16 protein-coding genes and 1 pseudogene are annotated in these 17,256 nt (G+C 72.9%); 14 read left to right on the top strand and 3 right to left on the bottom strand.

What is annotated here, in order from left to right; all coding sequences use genetic code 11:
* The 4 genes from ACNFOC_RS23760 to ACNFOC_RS23745 all read left to right on the top strand — a co-directional run bounded on the left by ACNFOC_RS23760 (position 1) and on the right by ACNFOC_RS23745 (position 4,860).
* Complete coding sequence (locus ACNFOC_RS23760) at positions 1 to 1,953, top strand: ABC transporter permease subunit (RefSeq protein WP_416961119.1); 1,953 nt, start codon at positions 1 to 3, stop codon at positions 1,951 to 1,953.
* Positions 1,953 to 3,161: an MDR family MFS transporter gene (locus ACNFOC_RS23755; RefSeq protein WP_416961118.1), complete on the top strand. Its 1,209-nt coding sequence runs from the start codon at positions 1,953 to 1,955 to the stop codon at positions 3,159 to 3,161. Before ACNFOC_RS23760 ends, ACNFOC_RS23755 begins: the two co-directional genes overlap by 1 nt.
* A 318-nt stretch (positions 3,162 to 3,479) precedes the next feature.
* Positions 3,480 to 4,082: a hypothetical protein gene (locus ACNFOC_RS23750; RefSeq protein WP_416961117.1), complete on the top strand. Its 603-nt coding sequence runs from the start codon at positions 3,480 to 3,482 to the stop codon at positions 4,080 to 4,082.
* Positions 4,083 to 4,122: 40 nt separating this feature from the next.
* Complete coding sequence (locus ACNFOC_RS23745) at positions 4,123 to 4,860, top strand: YcnI family copper-binding membrane protein (RefSeq protein ID WP_416961116.1); 738 nt, start codon at positions 4,123 to 4,125, stop codon at positions 4,858 to 4,860.
* A gap of 65 nt (positions 4,861 to 4,925) precedes the next feature.
* Here ACNFOC_RS23745 and ACNFOC_RS23740 read toward each other — a convergent pair whose 3' ends face one another.
* On the bottom strand, positions 4,926 to 5,696 hold the full coding sequence (locus ACNFOC_RS23740; protein WP_416961115.1) for a CDP-alcohol phosphatidyltransferase family protein: 771 nt from the start codon (positions 5,694 to 5,696) through the stop codon (positions 4,926 to 4,928).
* A 105-nt stretch (positions 5,697 to 5,801) separates the two neighbouring features.
* Between ACNFOC_RS23740 and ACNFOC_RS23735 the strand changes: the two genes are divergently transcribed.
* The 5 genes and pseudogenes from ACNFOC_RS23735 to ACNFOC_RS23715 all read left to right on the top strand — a co-directional run.
* On the top strand, positions 5,802 to 6,782 hold the full coding sequence (locus tag ACNFOC_RS23735) for a zinc-dependent alcohol dehydrogenase (RefSeq protein WP_416961114.1): 981 nt from the start codon (positions 5,802 to 5,804) through the stop codon (positions 6,780 to 6,782).
* A 151-nt stretch (positions 6,783 to 6,933) separates the two neighbouring features.
* On the top strand, positions 6,934 to 7,332 hold the full coding sequence (locus ACNFOC_RS23730; protein WP_327400035.1) for a 6-pyruvoyl trahydropterin synthase family protein: 399 nt from the start codon (positions 6,934 to 6,936) through the stop codon (positions 7,330 to 7,332).
* On the top strand, positions 7,329 to 8,513 hold the full coding sequence (locus tag ACNFOC_RS23725; protein WP_416961113.1) for a glycosyltransferase family 4 protein: 1,185 nt from the start codon (positions 7,329 to 7,331) through the stop codon (positions 8,511 to 8,513). The genes ACNFOC_RS23730 and ACNFOC_RS23725 overlap by 4 nt, the downstream gene beginning before the upstream one ends.
* A 158-nt stretch (positions 8,514 to 8,671) precedes the next feature.
* The gene (locus ACNFOC_RS23720; protein WP_416961129.1) at positions 8,672 to 9,628 is read left to right on the top strand and encodes a trans-aconitate methyltransferase; all 957 of its coding nucleotides are present in this window, start codon (positions 8,672 to 8,674) and stop codon (positions 9,626 to 9,628) included.
* A pseudogene (locus ACNFOC_RS23715) lies at positions 9,625 to 10,755 on the top strand (lysylphosphatidylglycerol synthase transmembrane domain-containing protein); the annotation flags it as partial. The gene ACNFOC_RS23720 and the pseudogene ACNFOC_RS23715, both read left to right, overlap by 4 nt.
* Positions 10,756 to 10,850: 95 nt before the next feature.
* On the opposite strand, the gene ACNFOC_RS23710 reads toward ACNFOC_RS23715, so the two are convergent.
* On the bottom strand, positions 10,851 to 11,606 hold the full coding sequence (locus ACNFOC_RS23710) for a creatininase family protein (protein WP_416961112.1): 756 nt from the start codon (positions 11,604 to 11,606) through the stop codon (positions 10,851 to 10,853).
* 38 nt (positions 11,607 to 11,644) lie between these two features.
* On the opposite strand from ACNFOC_RS23710, the gene ribA reads away from it, so the two are divergent.
* The 5 genes from ribA to ACNFOC_RS23685 are packed head-to-tail and all read left to right on the top strand — an operon-like array spanning position 11,645 to position 16,665.
* Complete coding sequence (ribA, locus tag ACNFOC_RS23705; RefSeq protein WP_384153314.1) at positions 11,645 to 12,307, top strand: GTP cyclohydrolase II; 663 nt, start codon at positions 11,645 to 11,647, stop codon at positions 12,305 to 12,307.
* A gap of 33 nt (positions 12,308 to 12,340) precedes the next feature.
* Complete coding sequence (locus ACNFOC_RS23700) at positions 12,341 to 13,312, top strand: ornithine cyclodeaminase family protein (protein ID WP_416961111.1); 972 nt, start codon at positions 12,341 to 12,343, stop codon at positions 13,310 to 13,312.
* The gene (locus ACNFOC_RS23695; RefSeq protein WP_416961110.1) at positions 13,309 to 14,454 is read left to right on the top strand and encodes an NAD(P)/FAD-dependent oxidoreductase; all 1,146 of its coding nucleotides are present in this window, start codon (positions 13,309 to 13,311) and stop codon (positions 14,452 to 14,454) included. The genes ACNFOC_RS23700 and ACNFOC_RS23695 overlap by 4 nt, the downstream gene beginning before the upstream one ends.
* On the top strand, positions 14,451 to 15,518 hold the full coding sequence (locus ACNFOC_RS23690) for a saccharopine dehydrogenase (protein WP_416961109.1): 1,068 nt from the start codon (positions 14,451 to 14,453) through the stop codon (positions 15,516 to 15,518). Before ACNFOC_RS23695 ends, ACNFOC_RS23690 begins: the two co-directional genes overlap by 4 nt.
* Positions 15,511 to 16,665 carry a saccharopine dehydrogenase family protein gene (locus ACNFOC_RS23685; protein WP_416961108.1) on the top strand — a complete coding sequence of 385 codons (1,155 nt, stop codon included), beginning with the start codon at positions 15,511 to 15,513 and terminating at the stop codon, positions 16,663 to 16,665. The genes ACNFOC_RS23690 and ACNFOC_RS23685 overlap by 8 nt, the downstream gene beginning before the upstream one ends.
* Positions 16,666 to 16,703: 38 nt before the next feature.
* On the opposite strand, the gene ACNFOC_RS23680 is transcribed toward ACNFOC_RS23685, so the two are convergent.
* A partial coding sequence (locus ACNFOC_RS23680) for a serine hydrolase (protein WP_416961107.1) occupies positions 16,704 to 17,256 on the bottom strand: 553 nt, incomplete at its 5' end.

Here is a 17,256-nt window from a genome sequence, read left to right as displayed (position 1 = left end):
ATGCCGCACCGCACGGCCACGCTCCTGTGGCGCGCCTTCCTCGCGGCCGCCCTCGTGTGCGCCGTAGGGCTGCTGCCCTGGCTCTCCCGCACGGATCCGGCGCTCACCGTCCTCAAGGCACGTTCGGCGGAACGCGACCCCGACCCCGAGGTGCTCGCCGCCATTCGGGCCCAACTCGGTCTGGACGACGGCCCGTTGCACCTGCTCGGCCAGTGGCTCGGCGGCCTGCCGCGCGGTGATGCCGGGCGGTCGTGGATCTCCGGCGCCGAGGTCATGCCCGGAGTGCTCCAAGCCCTGGGCGCTTCCCTGCTGTTGATGGGCGCGGCCGCCGCGGTGGCCGTTGTCACCGCCGCGTTGGTATGCGCGCCGACGTTGCGGCGGGGCGCGCGTGCGATGGGGCGGTCGGACGACGGTGGGCCCGGACTTCCGGGCGCGCTACGGGAGTTCGTCGTGCGGTGGCCCGGTGGCAGCGGGTCCGTGGTGGCTGCGGCGCGGCCGGAGTCTCTCGCGCGGCGCTGGTCCGGCCGTCCCCCGAAGCGAGCCGACGCCGGCGGGTCCACCATTCCCGCGGCCCCGTCGGGGTCCCGCACCCGGCGACGAGCCGGTCGTCCCGCAGGGCGCTCCGGCGGCACCGGCTCCGCCGTTCTCGCCGCGCTGCCCGAGTTCCTCACCGCGTCCGTGCTTGCCACCGTCGTCGGGGTGCAACTCGGGTGGCTGCCCGCGCTGGGATGGTACGGGCCGCGCTGGATGGTGTTGCCCGCGCTCGCGCTGGGGTTGCCCGCCGGCGCCGTGCTCGGGCGGCTGCTCGACGATCTGCTGCCGGGGGCGTTCGGTGAGCCGTGGGCGCGGGCCGCTGCCGCGCGGGGGCTGCCCGGGCGGCGGATCGCCCGGCATGCCGTACGGCGGTGTCTGCCCGCGCTGTTGCCCAACATGGGGCTGTTCGTCGTCGGGTTGACCGGCGGGGCCGTCGCCGTCGAGCAGATCTTCGACATCCCCGGACTCGGGCGCACCACCCTCCAGGCCGCCCTCGCCCAGGACCTCCCCGTCCTCCAGGCCGGCACCCTCGCCCTCCTCCTGCTCGCCGCCCTCGCCGCCGGACTCACCCGCCTCGCGGCACGCCTCCTCTCCGGCCCCGCACTCCACGCCGACGCCCTGCCCTCCCTCCACGAACCCAGCACCTCAACCGCCCCACGGACACTGCCCGTTGTCCACGGCGCCCTCCTCCTCGGCGTCGTCGCGCTCGGTCTGCCCCGCGACCCGCTCGCCCTCGACACCGGGCTGCGTCTCCAACACCCCACCTGGGCCCACCCGTTCGGCACGGACGCGCTCGGACGGGATCTCCTCGCGCGAGTCGCCCACGGCGCCGTCGACACCCTGCTGCTCGCCCTCGCGATCAGTGCCGTCGCGCTCGGCACCGGCGTACTGCTCGGGCTGGTGCCCCGGCTGTCCGGGCCGCTCGTCGACACGGTGAACGCCGTACCGCCCGTCCTGGCCGCCCTGTTGGTCACCGCTGTCGCGGGAAGCGGGGCGGCGACACCCGCCCTCGCCGTGGCCGCGCTCGCCTGGACCCCCCTCGCGGCGCACACCTCCGCACTGCTGCTCCAGGAGCGCGCCACCCTGCACGTGACCGCCACCCGGGGCCTGGGCGCGGGCCGTTGGCACATCCTGCGCCACGCACTCCTGCCCGCCGTCCTGCCACCCGTCACCCGGCACGCCCTGCTCCGTCTGCCCGGTGTCGCCCTCGCCCTGGCCTCGCTCGGCTTCCTCGGCCTCGGCGCGCAACCGCCCTCCCCGGAGTGGGGCCTCCTCCTCGCCGAGAACCAGCCCTACGCCGAACGCGCCCCCTGGTCCGTCCTCGCCCCCGCCGCCGTACTCGCCCTGCTCGGCGCGCTGGCGGTGACGGCCGCCGGAAGCATGCAAGGGGCAGGCGCACCACGGGAGTCGGCCGCCTGATGACCACCGTGGCCCTCGCGCGGACCCCGCTCTCCCCGCTGCTCCGGCTGCTGATCCTCACCCAACTCGCCTTCAACATCGGCTTCTTCGCCGTACTGCCGTTCCTCGCCGAGCACCTGGCGGACGCGATCGGCATGGCGGGCTGGCTCGTCGGTCTCGTGCTGGGGCTCAGAACCTTCAGCCAGCAGGGGCTGTTCGTGGTCGGCGGGGCCCTCGCCGACCGGTACGGCGTACGGCCCGTGGTGCTCATGGGGTGCGCGCTGCGGATCGCCGGGTTCGGCTGGCTCGGGTACGCCGAGGAGACCTGGGCCGTCGTCGGGGCCGTGCTGCTCATCGGATTCGCCGCCGCACTGTTCTCGCCGGCCGTGGAGTCGGAGGTCGCCCGGCAGGCCGTCGAGTGGGAGGAGACGGGTGGCGGGTCCCGCACCCGGGTGCTCGCGCTGTTCACCGTCGCGGGTCAAGTCGGGGCGTTTGCGGGGCCGTTGCTCGGCGCGTTGCTGCTCGCCGTGGATTTCCGGGTCTCGTGTCTGGCCGGGGCCGGGGTCTTCGTGCTCGTGCTCGCCGGGCACGCGTGGCTGCTGCCGCAGCACATTCCCGGGCGGGCGCGGATGAGAGAGAAGGGCGGCGTACGGGCCCTCGTGCTCAACCGGCCCTTCCTCGCGCTGTGTTGTGCCTACGGCGCCTACCTCCTCGCGTATAACCAGCTCTATCTGGCCCTCCCCGCGGAGGTGGAGCGCGCGGCGGGCTCGCAGGCGCCGCTGGCCTGGCTGTTCGCGCTGTCCTCGCTGCTGGTGGTGAGCGCGCAGTTGCCCGTCACCCGCTGGGCGGGGGAGCGGCTCGACCCGCGCCGGTCCATGGCGGCCGGGCTGCTGCTGATCGCCGTAGGCTTCGCGGCCGTGGCGGTGGCGCGCCCCGCCCAACTGACCGGCACGGCAGGGCTGTTGCCCGCCGCCGCATTCGTCGTCCTGCTCACCCTCGGCCAGATGCTCATCGCCCCCGTCGCCCGCGCCTGGGTCCCCGACCTCGCCGAGCCCGGCCGCCTCGGCCTCTACACGGGCGCGCTCTCCTCCGTCTCCGGGCTGATCGTCCTCCTCGGCAGCGCGGCCACCGGCATCCTCCTCGACACGGGGCTGCCGGCGGTCGTGCCGTGGCTGGTGCTGGCCGCCGTACCGGTCGCGGCGACCGGGTTGCTCCCGCGCGGAAAGTGAGCCGTGCCCGGGCCGCCGTATCCGCGCATGTCCGTGCGACCGCGCACGGGTCGCCCGGCCGGAGCCCTCCGCGGTACCGGTCGGCCGTGGCCATCGGGCCGCTGCCGCAAGGGAGTTGAGCGGCAGGCCGTCGCCGGGCCCCGCGACCGGACCGGTCGCCGTATCCCCGTAAATCAACGCATGCCGGCAGGAGTCCGCCCACCCGGACTGAACGCCCCACGCGCCACCCCCGTACCAAGCCATGAACCAGATATGAGCTGCCCCCTAAACCGCCATCGACGGCTGCGGCGGCAGCGGCGCGTGGGAGGATCCGTCACCATGAGCGCATCGTCGGCGGTACGTAGCCTGCGCGCCGCGGTGTTCGCCGCGGTGTGTGTGCTGCTGGCTGCCGCCGGGCACGGACTCGCCACCGGCGCGACACCCCCGCTGTGGGCGGACGGCGCCGGATTCCTCGTCGTGTTCGTCATGGGGTGGCTGCTCGGCGGGCGGGAGCGGTCGCTGCCCGGCATCGGTGCCGCGATGCTCGCCACCCAGGCCGGGCTCCACCTCGGCTTCGACATCGCGCGGCCGCGGACCGGCATGGCGATGGCCGGTATGGCGCACATGTCGGGGCACGCCATGGCACCCACGCGGCAGACGCAGGCGATGACCCCGCACGCCGTGGCCGCCCACGTCGTCGCCGCGCTCGTCGCGGCCTGGTGGCTGCGGCGCGGCGAGGCCGCGCTGTGGTCGCTGCTGCGCTGGGCCGTCGCCTTCGTGCCGGGGCTCGTGGCCTGGTGGCGGGAGGCTCCCGCACCCCTGCCCGCCCGCACCCTCGGCCGCCCCGGCCGCACCGCCGGCGCGGCCCCCCTGCGCCAGCTCCTCCTGCGGCACGCGGTGAGCCGACGAGGACCACCGACCCCGATCCCGTACCCGGTCTGACACCCCCAACTTCCTTTTCCCGTACGGAGATCACCTCACCATGTCCGCACACCGCACCACCCTGCGCCGCGCAGGCACCGTCGCCGCGCTCGCCGCCGCCGGAGTCCTGGCCGCCGCCGGGGTCGCCTCCGCGCACGTCACCGTCCACCCCGAGAGCTACGCCAAGGGCGCCACGGACGGCGTCCTCGCCTTCCGGGTCCCCAACGAGGAGGACAAGGCCAGCACCACCAAGGTCCAGGTCTATCTGCCCACCGACCACCCCGTCCTCGGTGTGCTGGTCACCCCGCAGAACGGCTGGACCGCGAAGGTCACCACCAGCAAGCTCAAGACGCCGGTGAAGACCGACGACGGCACCATCACCGACGCCGTCTCCGAGATCACCTGGACCGGCGGGAAGATCGCGGCCGGACAGTACGAGGACTTCAACGTCGCCTTCGGTCAACTGCCCGACGACACCGACCAGTTGGCGTTCAAGACGCTCCAGACCTACTCGGACGGCGATGTCGTCCGCTGGATCGAGCAGACCACGGCAGGGGACGACGAGCCGGAGAACCCGGCGCCCGTCCTCAAGCTCACCGCCAAGGAGAGCGAGGACGGCGACGACACCCCGGCCGCCTCGACCACGGCGGCGGCCACCGCCACCAAGTCCACCACCGCCTCCTCGTCGAGCAGCGACTCGACCGCCCGCGGGCTCGGCATCGCCGGGCTGATCGTGGGCGTACTCGGCCTCGCGGCAGGGGCGTTCGCGGTCGTCCGCAGCCGGGCCCCGCGGTCGTAGTACTCACGTAGTACGCCGAAGGGCCCGGATCACGAGGTGATCCGGGCCCTTCGGCGCAACCGTCCCTACTGCGAGACCAGTTCCAGCAGCTTCTCCTCCACCGGAACCTCCTCGACGCGGGAGGTGCGCGAGGTGCGCCACAGCCACAGGATGTCCCGGCCGAACGACCACACCAGCGTGCCCAGTGCGAGGGCCACCACGCCGATGTTGGCCACGTGGGGCAGCAGATCCGAGCCGGCCAGCAGCAGGAGGACGCCCTGCGTGGCGGCGACCGTCTTGCGGGCCGTGCTCGGCGGCAGCGGCGCGTTCAGCCACAGCCAGACGCGGGCCGCGGCGACGAACCCGTAGCGCATCGCGCCGATCAGCAGGACCCACGGGCCGAGCTGCGTCGAGACGTACACGCTGAGCACCAGGATCAGGAACGCGTCGACCTCCATGTCGAAGCGCGCGCCCAGCGCGGTGGAGGTGCCCGTGCGACGGGCGACCTTGCCGTCGACGCCGTCCAGGATCAGGGCCACCGCCGTCAGTCCGACCAGCAGCGTGACCGGCGGCGAGCTCTCGAAGGAGTCCGCGACCAGCGCCGTCACCCCGCCGACCAGGATGGCCCGGCCGAGCGTGACCCGGTTGGCCGGGCCGAACGAACGGGTCCGGGTCCGGTGCAGCGCCTTGGAGAGCACGGCCCAGGTGGCGATCGCGAATGCCAGGCCGGTCAGCCAGCCGGCCGGCCCCATCCCGATCGCCGTGCCGAGCAACGCCAGCAACAGGATCTGAACGCCCGCTCCCACAGCGGTCTCCTGCTGGACCAGCCTTGCTTCGTATGTGTTGTTCAGGGCCACCGCACACCCTCCGGCCGTATGACAGAGTCGATCAACGCCGCGTACTGTGCGCGGCCTGTGGTTACCCGTACGTGAACAGCTTCCCGATCGTTCAGGAGGAATCCGATGAAGCGCACCGCGAGGGCGTTTTGGATCGGTCCACCGGGTCACGGCGAGATACGTGACGTCGTCCTGCCCGACCCCGCCGAGGACGAGGTGGTGGTCCGCTCCCTGTGGTCGGGCGTGAGCCGCGGCACCGAGACCCTGGTCTTCCGCGGGGGCGTCCCCGAGAACCAGCACGCGACCATGCGGGCCCCCTTCCAGGAGGGCGACTTCCCAGGTCCGGTCAAGTACGGCTATCTCAACGTCGGGGTGGTGGAGGAGGGGCCGGACACGCTGCTCGGCCGTACCGTCTTCTGCCTCTATCCGCATCAGACGCGCTACGTCGTCCCCGCGAGCGCCGTGACACCCGTGCCGGACTCCGTGCCCGCCGGGCGGGCCGTCCTCGCCGGGACCGTGGAGACCGCCGTCAACGCGCTGTGGGACGCGGCGCCGCTGGTCGGCGACCGGATCGCGGTGGTGGGCGGCGGGATGGTCGGCTGCTCGGTCGCCGCGCTGCTGGCCCGTTTCCCGGGCGTGCGCGTGCAGTTGGTGGACGCCGATCCCGCGCGCGCGAAGATCGCCGAGGCGCTCGGTGTCGGCTTCGCGCTGCCGGCGGACGCGCTCGGCGACTGCGACCTCGTCGTCCACGCCAGCGCCACCGAACAGGGCCTCACCCGCGCCCTGGAACTCCTCAGCGCCGAGGGCACCGTCCTCGAACTGAGCTGGTACGGCGACCGGAAGGTCAGCCTCCCGCTCGGCGAGGCCTTCCACTCCCGCCGCTTGGTCATCCGTAGCAGCCAGGTCGGCACCGTCTCCCCGGCCCGCGCCAACCGCAGCTACGCCGACCGGCTCGCCCTCGCCCTCGACCTGCTCGCCGACCCGGCGCTGGACGCCCTGGTCACCGGCGAGAGCGACTTCGAGGAGCTGCCGGACCTGCTGCCCAGGCTCGCCTCGGGGGAGATCCCGGCGCTGTGCCACCGGGTCCGTTACGCCGACATCGGCTGAGAACTGTTCAATTCCGTACGAGCAAGAGCGTCTGACCTGAGAAAAGAGTGAGAGCGGGCTGAACAGGGGGAGGCGTGCAGCCGTACTACACGGCATCCCCCGGCAGGGATCAGCCGCGGGACCAGACGCGCCGCACCTGGAGGGTCGTCCGTTGTTCAGCATCACCGTTCGCGATCACATCATGATCGCCCACAGCTTCCACGGCGAAGTGTTCGGGCCCGCACAGCGGTTGCACGGAGCCACGTTCCTGGTGGACGCCACCTTCCGGCGCGAGCAGCTGGACGACGACAACATCGTCGTCGACATCGGACTTGCCACCCAGGAACTGGGCGCCGTCGTCAGCGAGTTGAACTACAGAAACCTCGACAACGAGCCCGACTTCGCCGGGGTCAACACCTCGACGGAGTTCCTCGCGAAGGTCATCGCCGACCGGCTCGCCGGGCGGATCGAGAAGGGCGCGCTCGGCGAGGGCGCCCGGGGTCTGACCGGCCTCCAGGTCACCCTGCACGAGTCGCACGTCGCCTGGGCGAGTTACGAGCGTGCCCTGTGAGCGACGTGACCATCGACCGCGCCCCCTCGCTGGGATTCCTGCCCGCACAGCGCACGGCCTCCCGGAATGCCGAGATCATCCCCATGTCCCTGCGCACCGTGCACTTCGTGATGCCCGGCGGTGTCGACGACCCGGCCGCGCCGAGCGGCGGCAACGCCTACGACCGGCGGGTCAGCCTGGACCTGCCCGGCTTCGGCTGGCAGGTCCACAAGCACGCCGTGGACGGCGAGTGGCCCCGGCCCGGTGCCGCCGCCCGTGCCGAACTGGCCCGAGTGCTGCGCGAGTTGCCGGACGGCGCCGCCGTACTGATGGACGGGATCGTGGCCTGCGGTGTTCCCGAGATCGTCGTCCCGGAGGCCGACCGGCTGAGCTTCGCCGTCCTCGTGCACCTCCCGCTCGGCGACGAGACCGGCCTGGAGGCCGCCGTCGCCGCCGAGCTGGACGAGAAGGAACGTACGGTCCTGCGCGCGGTGTCGGCCGTCATCGGCACCAGCGAGTGGGCGGTCCGCCGCCTCGTCTCCCACCACGGCCTCGCCCCCGAGCGCGTCCATGTCGCCACCCCCGGCGCCGACATCGCCCCCCTCGCCTCCGGCACCGACGGCGTCTCCCACCTCGTGTGCGTCGCCACGCTGACTCCGCGCAAGGGCCAGCACCGGCTGATCGAGGCACTGGCCGCCGCGGCCGACCTGCCGTGGACCTGCGAGTGCGTCGGCGGCTTCGGCAACGACCCGGAGTACGTCGACCACCTGCGCGACCTCATCAAGCGCCACGGCCTCCAGGATCGGCTGCACCTCGCCGGCCCGAGGGCCGGCGCCGCACTCGACGCCACCTACGCCTCCGCCGACCTCATGGTCCTCATGTCGTACGCCGAGACGTACGGCATGGCCGTCACCGAGGCCCTCGCCCGGGGTATCCCCGTGCTGGCCACGGACGTCGGCGGGCTGCCCGAGGCGGTCGGCCGCGCCCCCGACGGCGGGGTGCCCGGCATCCTCGTCCCGCCGGAGGCCCCCGCCGCCCTCGCCGCTGAACTGCGCGGCTGGTTCGGCGAGGCCGACGTACGCCGACGTCTCAAGGCGGCGGCCCGGGGCCGGCGCGCGGCCCTCGACGGCTGGGCCACCACGGCCCGCAGCCTGGCCGGCGTACTCACCCGGCTCCCCAGCGAACCCCGGAGGGCGGCATGAGGAACACGCAGTCCACACGGGCCGCGACGCAGGGCGGCCAGACCGGACGGATCCCGGCGCAGCCGGGGCCCAGGGGCGTACCGCTGGGCATGCTGGTCGCCCCGGAGCAGCCCGACGCGAAGGACCTGACGGCTGGACAGCCGGGGCCGGAGGACATCATGGCGGGAACGGTCCAAGCGGACACCGGCGAGCAGACAGGGCCAGGTTCCGTGATCCCCGGCGCCGGGCCCGCCAGCCGCCCCGGCGAGCGGGCCACCGTACGGCTGCGGGACGTCGGTCCCGACGATCCGCCGCGGTACGCGCCCGAGTGGCTGGAGCTGCGGGAGGGTGCCGACGCCGTGGCGCGGGCGCCCGAGCTGCTCGACCCGCTGCGTATCCGGCTGGCCAACCTGCCCGGCCGCTCCGGGGTCGTCATCCACGACCTGGGCTGCGGCACCGGCTCGATGGGACGGTGGCTCGCCCCCCGCCTCGACGGCGCCCAGCACTGGATCCTGCACGACCGCGACCCCTACCTCCTGCACTTCGCCGCCGTCGCCTCACCCCGCGCCGCCGCCGACGGCAGCCGCGTCACGGTCGAGACCCGGCGCGGCGACGTGGCCCGGCTGACCCCGGACGCGCTGGTCGGCGCCTCGCTGGTGACGGCCTCCGCACTGCTCGACGTCCTCACCCGCGAGGAGGTCGACGCCCTCGTCGCCGCCTGTGTCGGCGCCGGCTGCCCGGCACTGCTCACCCTGTCGGTGGCGGGCCGGGTCGAACTCACCCCGGCCGACCCGATGGACGCCGAGATCGCCGACGCGTTCAACGCCCACCAGCGCCGCGACGGCCTCCTCGGCCCGGACGCCGTCACCGTCACCTGCGAGGCCTTCGCCGCGCACGGCGCCACGGTCCGCGTCCACCCGAGCGCCTGGCGGCTCGGCCCCGACGAGGCCGCGCTCACCGCCGAGTGGCTGCGCGGCTGGATCGGCGCGGCCGTCGAGGAACGCCCCGAGCTGAAGGAGCGTGCCGACCAGTATCTGGAACGGCGCCTCGCGGCCTGCTCGGCAGGCGAGTTGAGCGTGCTCGTCCACCACAGCGACCTGCTGGCGCTGGCCCGGCCGACGGGGGGCACGTCATGAGCGTCGAGACGATGCGGACGGTCGCACCGAGGCCGAGCACCAGGACACGCAGGGTGCGCGTGGACCGGTCCACACCGGTCGCCCTCGCGGTGCGGACCGAGACCGCCGTAGAAGAGGTACGTCGTCCCAAGCACACTCCGCCGCTGCACAGTTCGGCCGTCTCCGGCGATCGCATCGGGGTGATCGTCTCCGCCCCGCGCCCGAGCACCGATCGCGCCTCCGGCGCCCGCCGCGTCCTGCGCGCGATCCTGACCCGGGTGAACTCCCGCGCGGTACGCACCCACTTCGGCACGGTCGCCGGCGCCGCCATCCTCGGCGTCCTGCTCTGGCGCCTGGGCACCGGCGTCTTCCTCGACGGACTGCGCCGCATCGACGCGCCGACCCTGCTGATCGGGCTCGCCATCGGCGTGGTCACGACGGTGTTCAGCGCCTGGCGCTGGGCCCTGGTGGCACGCGGCCTGCGCATCAAACTGCCGCTCGGCCCGGCCGTCGCCGACTACTACCGCGCCCTGTTCCTCAACGCGGCCCTGCCCGGCGGCATCCTCGGCGACGTGCACCGCGCGGTCCGCCACGGACAGAGCGCCGGCGACATGGGCCGCGCCGTACGCGCCGTCGTCCTCGAACGCGTCGCGGGCCAGATCGCGCTGGCCGTCGTAGGAGTGACGGTCCTGCTGGGCCTGGACTCCCCGGTGATGGGTGACGTCCGCAGCATCGCCCCGCTCGTGCTGCTCGCCGCCGTCGGCGCGCTCGCGGTCGTGGCCGCCGTACGGATGAACCGTCCGCCCACCGCCACCCGCCGGGGCCGCGCCCTGCGCGCCACCCTCGACGAGGCGCGCGCCGGACTGTTCTCCCGCGCCAACTGGCCCGGCGTCACCTTCTCCTCGCTCGTCATCCTCGCCGGCCACCTCGCGATGTTCGTGGTCGCCGCCCGGGCCGCCGGCTCCGCCGCCACCGTCGCCCAGCTGCTGCCGATCGCGATCCTCGCGCTCGTCGCCATGGGCCTGCCGCTCAACGTCGGCGGCTGGGGCCCCCGCGAGGGCGTCACCGCCTGGGCGTTCGGCGCCGCGGGCCTCGGCGCGAGCAGCGGCCTGGCCGTCTCCGTGATCTACGGCGTGCTCAGCTTCGTCGCCGCCCTGCCCGGCCTGCTGGTCCTGGTCGCCCGCTGGTACACCGGCCTGCGCACCGCCGGGCCCGGCACCGCCGTACCGGACCCGGTGCCCGCTCAGGCCTCGGCGGTCAGCATCGAGAAATACGCGCCGAAGGAATCGGCGAGGCTCGCCAGCAGTGCCTTCCCCTTTTCCGCCGAGCCGAGGGACGGGCGTCCGATGACGCCCGACTCGGTATAGCCGGACATACCGAGCGTCAGGAGATGGCGACGGTCGTCGGCGACGAAATCGGAGGTCTCATATCCGGGACGGATCAATTCGGGATGAGCGTGCAGAAGAATGGAGGTCTCGATTTCCCCCGCATGCATATCGGTGAGCAACGAGGTCAGCACCCCGGCCCGCTCCAGCGCCGTCTCCCAGTCCTCGGCGGCGGGGAACAGCGCCATCCGCTCACCGCGCGCGGAGGACTCCTGAACGACGTTGCCCAACACATAGTTTCCGCCGTGACCGTTGACCACCACCAGGGTCCCGACCCCCGAGCGGCGGAGCGAGTCCGCGATGTCCCGCACCACCGCATGAAGGGTCACGGAAGAGATGCTGACGGTCCCCGGCCAGGCCGCGTGCTCGTGCGAGCAGGCGATCGTCACCGGCGGGAGGAGATGCACCGGGTACGCCGCGGCGATCTCCCGGGCCACGGCACAGGCGACCAACGTGTCGGTCGCCAGCGGAAGATACGGGCCGTGCTGCTCGAAACTGCCGACCGGAAGGACGGCGACCTGTGTTGATACTTCTGCCCCCCTAGACCGCACGTCCTCCGTGGTGTCCGCCGGCACCAGTCCGTATGCCGCCGTCCGTGAGTCCGAACCATTCATTTTTTCACGGCCTTTCGTCTCTGCTTAGGAACCAGATCATGACAGAAAACATTGGCGTACTCGGCAAGAAGAAGTCTCCACAGTCCACGGGCGTGGAACGCGTCGTGAATGCTCCCTTGCCCACCGTGTACGGCAAATTCCAGGCGATCGGTTACCTGGACCACGACCGCGGTGACGAGCAAGTGGCCCTGGTCTACGGTGACATCGGCACGGACGACGTACTCACCCGACTCCACTCGGAGTGCCTGACGGGCGACGCCTTCGGCTCCCAGCACTGCGAGTGCGGCGACCAGCTGGACGCCGCGATGCGGGCCGTCGTCGCCGAAGGCCGGGGCATAGTCGTCTACTTGAGAGGGCACGAGGGCCGCGGCATAGGCCTGCTCGCCAAGTTGCGCGCGATGGCCCTCCAGGCGGAGGGACTTGACACCGTCGAGGCGAACCTCGCCCTCGGCCTGCCGGTCGACGCCCGCGACTACGGCGTCGCCGCCGAGATCCTGCACGACCTCGGGGTGGCGAGCGTCCGCCTGCTCTCCAACAACCCGCGCAAACGCGAGGCGTTGCTGGAACACGGCATCAAAGTCTCCGAAGAGGTACCGCTGTTGATCCCGCCGTGCGAGAACAACATCACCTACCTCCGCACCAAGCGGGAGCGTCTCGACCACCACCTGCCCCATCTGGACGCGGTGGCGCACTGGTCCTGATTCCGGTGAGCGCAGTCCGGATAGGAAGAGGGAATGACCGACGACGTCCTCTTCCTCTCCGGCGACCGGGTCACGGACCTGCTCGACGCCGACACGGCCATCGCCTCGCAGCGCGCGGCCTTCACCGCGCTCGGTGACGGCGAGGCCGACCTGCCCGGCAAGATCATGCACCCGAGCCGCTTCGACGACAGCGTCGTCTTCGCCTATGTCTCCCGGCTGTCGGCGGACACCGGGGCGGTGGCGAAGTTCGGCAGCGTCAACCCTGCCAACGCCCGCGCAGGACTGCCCACGATCCACGCGGTGATCAGCGCCCTGGACCGGTCCACCGGACAGCTGGTCGCGGTCATGGACGGCACGGCGGTGACGACCCTGCGCACGGCCGCGGGCAGCGCCGTGGCCGTGGACGCCCTGGCCGTCCCCGACGCCGCCCACCTCGGCGTCCTCGGCTCCGGCGCCCAGGCACTCGCCCACGTCCGCGCGATCGCCCGGGTCCGGGACCTGACATCCGTACGCCTGTGGAGCCCGAACCCCCGGCGGCGCGCCCAGGCCGCGGAGACCTTGACGGCCCAACTGTCCTTCCCCGTCGAGGCGGTGGCCACCGCCGAGGCAGCCGTGACCGGCGCGTCCGTGGTCGCCGCCTGCACGCTCAGCACCACCCCCGTGGTGCACGGCGCCTGGCTGGCGCCCGGCTGCACGGTCGTCAGCGTGGGCTCCTTCGAACCGACCCGCAGCGAGGTCGACCCGGAGGTCCTACGGCGATCCGCGGCCGTCGTCGTCGACGACCCGGAGACGGCCGCCGAGCACGCCGGGCCGATCGTCGACGCCCTGCGCGACGGCCTGCTCACCCCCGACGACCTGATCCCGCTCGGCGCCGTCCTCACCGGCCGCCGCAGCGCACGCACCCGACCGGACGACATCGTCCACTACAACAGCGTCGGTCTCGGCATCCAGGACGCGGCCGCGGCCTGGGCCGTCATCGACGCGGCCAAGAAGGAGCGCCCGTGAAGCGTCAGGCAGAGGTCGTCGTCATCGGCGGCGGGGTCATCGGCACCAGCATCGCCTACCACCTCGCCCGCGCCGGCGTCCGGGACGTCGTCCTCGTCGAGCGGGACGAACTCGCCGCCGGGTCCACCTCCAAGGCGGCCGGCGGAGTGCGCGCCCAGTTCTCCGACGGGCTCAACGTGCAGTTGGGCGCCCGCAGTCTGGAGGCCTTCGACCGGTTCGAGGAGGACACCGGTCACGACATCGGGTTACATCGCGTCGGCTACCTGTTCCTCCTCTCGACGCCGGAGGACGTCGCGTCCTTCGAGACGGGCGTCCGGCTCCAGAACTCCCTCAACGTGCCCAGCCGCATCATCGACCCGGCCGAGGCCCGCCGCCTCTCCCCGCTGATCAGCACCGACGGCCTCCTCGCCGCCGCCTACTCGCCCGACGACGGCCACTGCACCCCCGAGGCCGTCGTCCACGGCTACGCGGCCGCCGCCCGCGGCCACGGCGCGACGATCATGCGCCACACCGACGTCACCGGCATCGAGACGCACGGCGACAACATCACCGCCGTGGTGACGACCCTCGGCCGCATCGACACCCGCACGGTGATCTGCGCGGCCGGCGCCTGGTCCAAGGCGATCGGCGCGATGGCGGGCGTGGACCTCCCGGTGCAGCCGCTGCGCCGCCAGATCGCCGTCACGGAAGCGGTGCCGGGACTGCCGCCGGACCTCCCCATGACGATCGACTTCAGCACCAGCCTCTACTTCCACGCCGAGGGCCCCGGCCTCCTCGTCGGCATGTCCGACCCCGACGAGCGTCCCGGCTTCGCCACCGACACCCACGACCGCTGGATCCCCCGCCTCGCCGACGCCATGCGCCGGCGCGCCCCCGACCTCCTGGAGCTGCGCCGCACCGGCGGCTGGGCGGGCCTGTACGAGAACACGCCGGACCACAACGCCCTGATCGGCGAGGCGACTTCGGTCTCCCGCTTCCTCTACGCCACCGGCTTCTCCGGCCACGGTTTCCTCCAGGGACCGGCCGTCGGCGAGGTCGTCCGCGACCTGTACCTCGGCCACGTACCCTTCGTGGACGTCAGCCCCCTGAGCGCCGGCCGGTTCGCGGCCGACGCCCCGCGCCCGGAGGTCAACCTGGTATGACCGAGCTCCATCTGTGGCTGCGCCACGAGCCCCGAACGACCGAACGCCGCACCCCGGTCGTCCCCTCCGACGCCCGCCGCCTCGTCGAGAGCGGGGTGACCCTCACGGTCGAGGAGTCCCCGCAGCGGATCTTCCCCATCGAGGAGTACGAGGCGGTCGGCGCCCGCGTGGCCCCCGCTGACTCCTGGGTGTCGGCGCCGCGGGACACGGTGATCCTCGGCCTGAAGGAACTCCCGGACGAGCCGACGAAGCTGACCCACCGTCACATCTTCTTCGGCCACGCCTACAAGGGCCAGCCGGGAGCGACGGACCTGCTGAGCCGGTTCGCGGCCGGGGGAGGAGCGCTGCTCGACCTCGAGTACCTGGTGGACGACGACGGACGCCGCCTCGCCGCGTTCGGCTTCTGGGCCGGCTACCTGGGCGCGGCCCTCGCCGTGCTCCAGCACCGGGGCCGACTGGTCGCACCGCTGACGCCCACCTCGAAGGAGGAGTTGGACAAGACGCTCCAACCCGCCGCCGGGGACACGGAGTTCAGCGCGCTGGTGATCGGCGCGCTGGGCCGCAGCGGACGCGGAGCGCGCGTCGCGTTCTCCACGGCCGGGATCGAACCGACCTGTTGGGACCTGCCCGAGACCCAGAACCTGGACCGCTCGGCCCTGTTGGCCCACGACGTGCTGGTCAACTGCGTCCTGGCGACGACCCCGGTCCCGCCCTTCCTCCGCGAGGAGGACCTCGACGACCCGACCCGCCGGCTCCGCACAGTCTCCGACGTCACCTGCGACGTGGGCTCACCCCTCAACGTCCTGCCGGTCTACGACCGCACGACCGAATGGGACGCCCCGGTACGGCGGTTGCACGAGCGTCCCCCGCTCGACCTCATCGCCATCGACAACCTGCCGTCCCTCCTGCCGAGGGAGTCCAGCACCGACTTCTCGGCGGCGCTGCTGCCCCAACTCCTGGACCTCGGGACGGGCGGGGCGTGGGGCCGCTGCCTGGACCTCTTCCGTACGAAGTCCCGTGAACTCGGAATCGCCGTGGCGGAAGGGGAGTTGGGCCATGTCTGACGTGGTGCGCGCGAGCGGCACCGTCCACTGGATCGGCGCCGGACTGTCCACGGGCAGCGGACTCGCCCTGCTGTGCGACAGCGCCGAGCGGGTACGGCTGTGGCACCGCACCGAGGAGCGCGCGGCGCAGGCCCTCGACCACCTGGGCCTGACGGGACGTGCCGAACCGCGAGCGTTCGACCTCGCCGCGCTCACGGCCGAGTTGGCGCCCGGAGACGTCGTCGTCTCCATGCTGCCCGCGCCCGAACACGCGGCGCTGCTCGCCGTCTGCGTGCGACGGCGGGCGCACTTCGCCTGCTCCAGCTATGTCTCGGACGCCGTCCTGGAACAGGTACCGGCCGCCGAGAAGGCGGGCATCGTCGTCCTCACCGAGGCCGGTCTCGACCCCGGCATCGACCATCTCTTCGCGCACAGCCTGGTCGCCCGCGCCAGGGAGGAGATCAGCGACGACACGGAGGCCTCGTACAGCCTCACCTCGTACTGCGGCGGTGTCCCCGCGGTGCCCAACGACTTCCGGTACCGGTTCAGTTGGGCGCCGGCCGGAGTGCTGGGCGCGCTGCGCTCACCGGCGCGGTACCTGGAGGACGGCGAGGAGACCACGGCCGGCCGGCCGTGGGAGGTGACCCGGCCGCATGTCGTCGACGGCGAGACCTTCGAGGTCTATCCGAACCGGGACAGCGTGCCGTTCATCGAGCAGTACGGACTGCCGGCGGCCTGGACGCCGCGGACGTTCGTGCGCGGCACGCTGCGTCTCGATGGCTGGCTCCAGGCCTGGGACGCGGTGTTCGAGGAGCTGAAGGCGGGCGACGACACCCGGATCGCCGCGCTGGCAAGGGAGTTGGCGGCGACCTACCCCACCACGGACGCCGACCACGACCGGGTCGTCCTCGCGGTGTCCCTGGACGTCCGGGGCGGCACGGGCGGGACCTGGTCCGGCAGCTACCTCCTCGACCTGGTCGGTGACGAGGAGGAGAGCGCGATGGCCCGCTGTGTCTCGCGCCCGCTCTCCCTCGCCGTCCGCCACATCCTGTCCGACGACCTGCCGTCCGGCTTGAACCGGGCGGCGGAGACGGCCGAACGCTCACGGGAGTGGCTGAGTGAACTGGCGGGGGAGGGGCTGGAGTTCACACTACGAGTTGATCAATAGCGATAGCAGGAGCAGGAGCAGGGGGGAGCGGCTGAGCCTCAGTCCGTGACCGCCTCGTGCACCAGCTGCTTCAGCTCGGGGATGATCTTCAGGGAGTGCTTCGGCCGGAGCTGGGTCATGAACTGCACGGTGAGATCGCGGCCCGGGTCCACCCAGAACGTCGTCGTCGCCGCGCCGCTCCACCCGAACGCGCCCAGTCCCATGGGGGATTGGGTGCGCTCGGGGTCGATGACCACGGAGACGCTGAGGCCGAAGCCCATGCCGTCGTTGCCGGGTTCCTGGTGCGCGGGGCTGCCGAAGGCGCGCATGTCGGCGCCGCCGGGGAGGTGGTTGCTGGCCATGAGGTCGACCGTCTCGGGCGCGAGCAGCCGCGTGCCGTCGAGTTCGCCCCGCCGCCGCAGGAACTCCGCGAACCGGTGCACGTCGTACGGGCTCGCCGCCATCCCGCCGCTGCCCGACAGGAACCGCGGCCGGCCGCCCCGCAGCGGCAGCCCGGCGATCGGCTCGATACCGCCCCCGTCGGCGTCGCCGTACAACTCGGAGAGCCGGTCCGCCTTTTCGTCCGGGACCTGGAAGCCGGCGTCCGGCATG

Source organism: Streptomyces colwelliae (genome assembly GCF_048158785.1).
Classification (GTDB): Bacteria; Actinomycetota; Actinomycetes; order Streptomycetales; family Streptomycetaceae; genus Streptomyces.
This window is presented reverse-complemented; position numbering and strand designations above follow the sequence as displayed.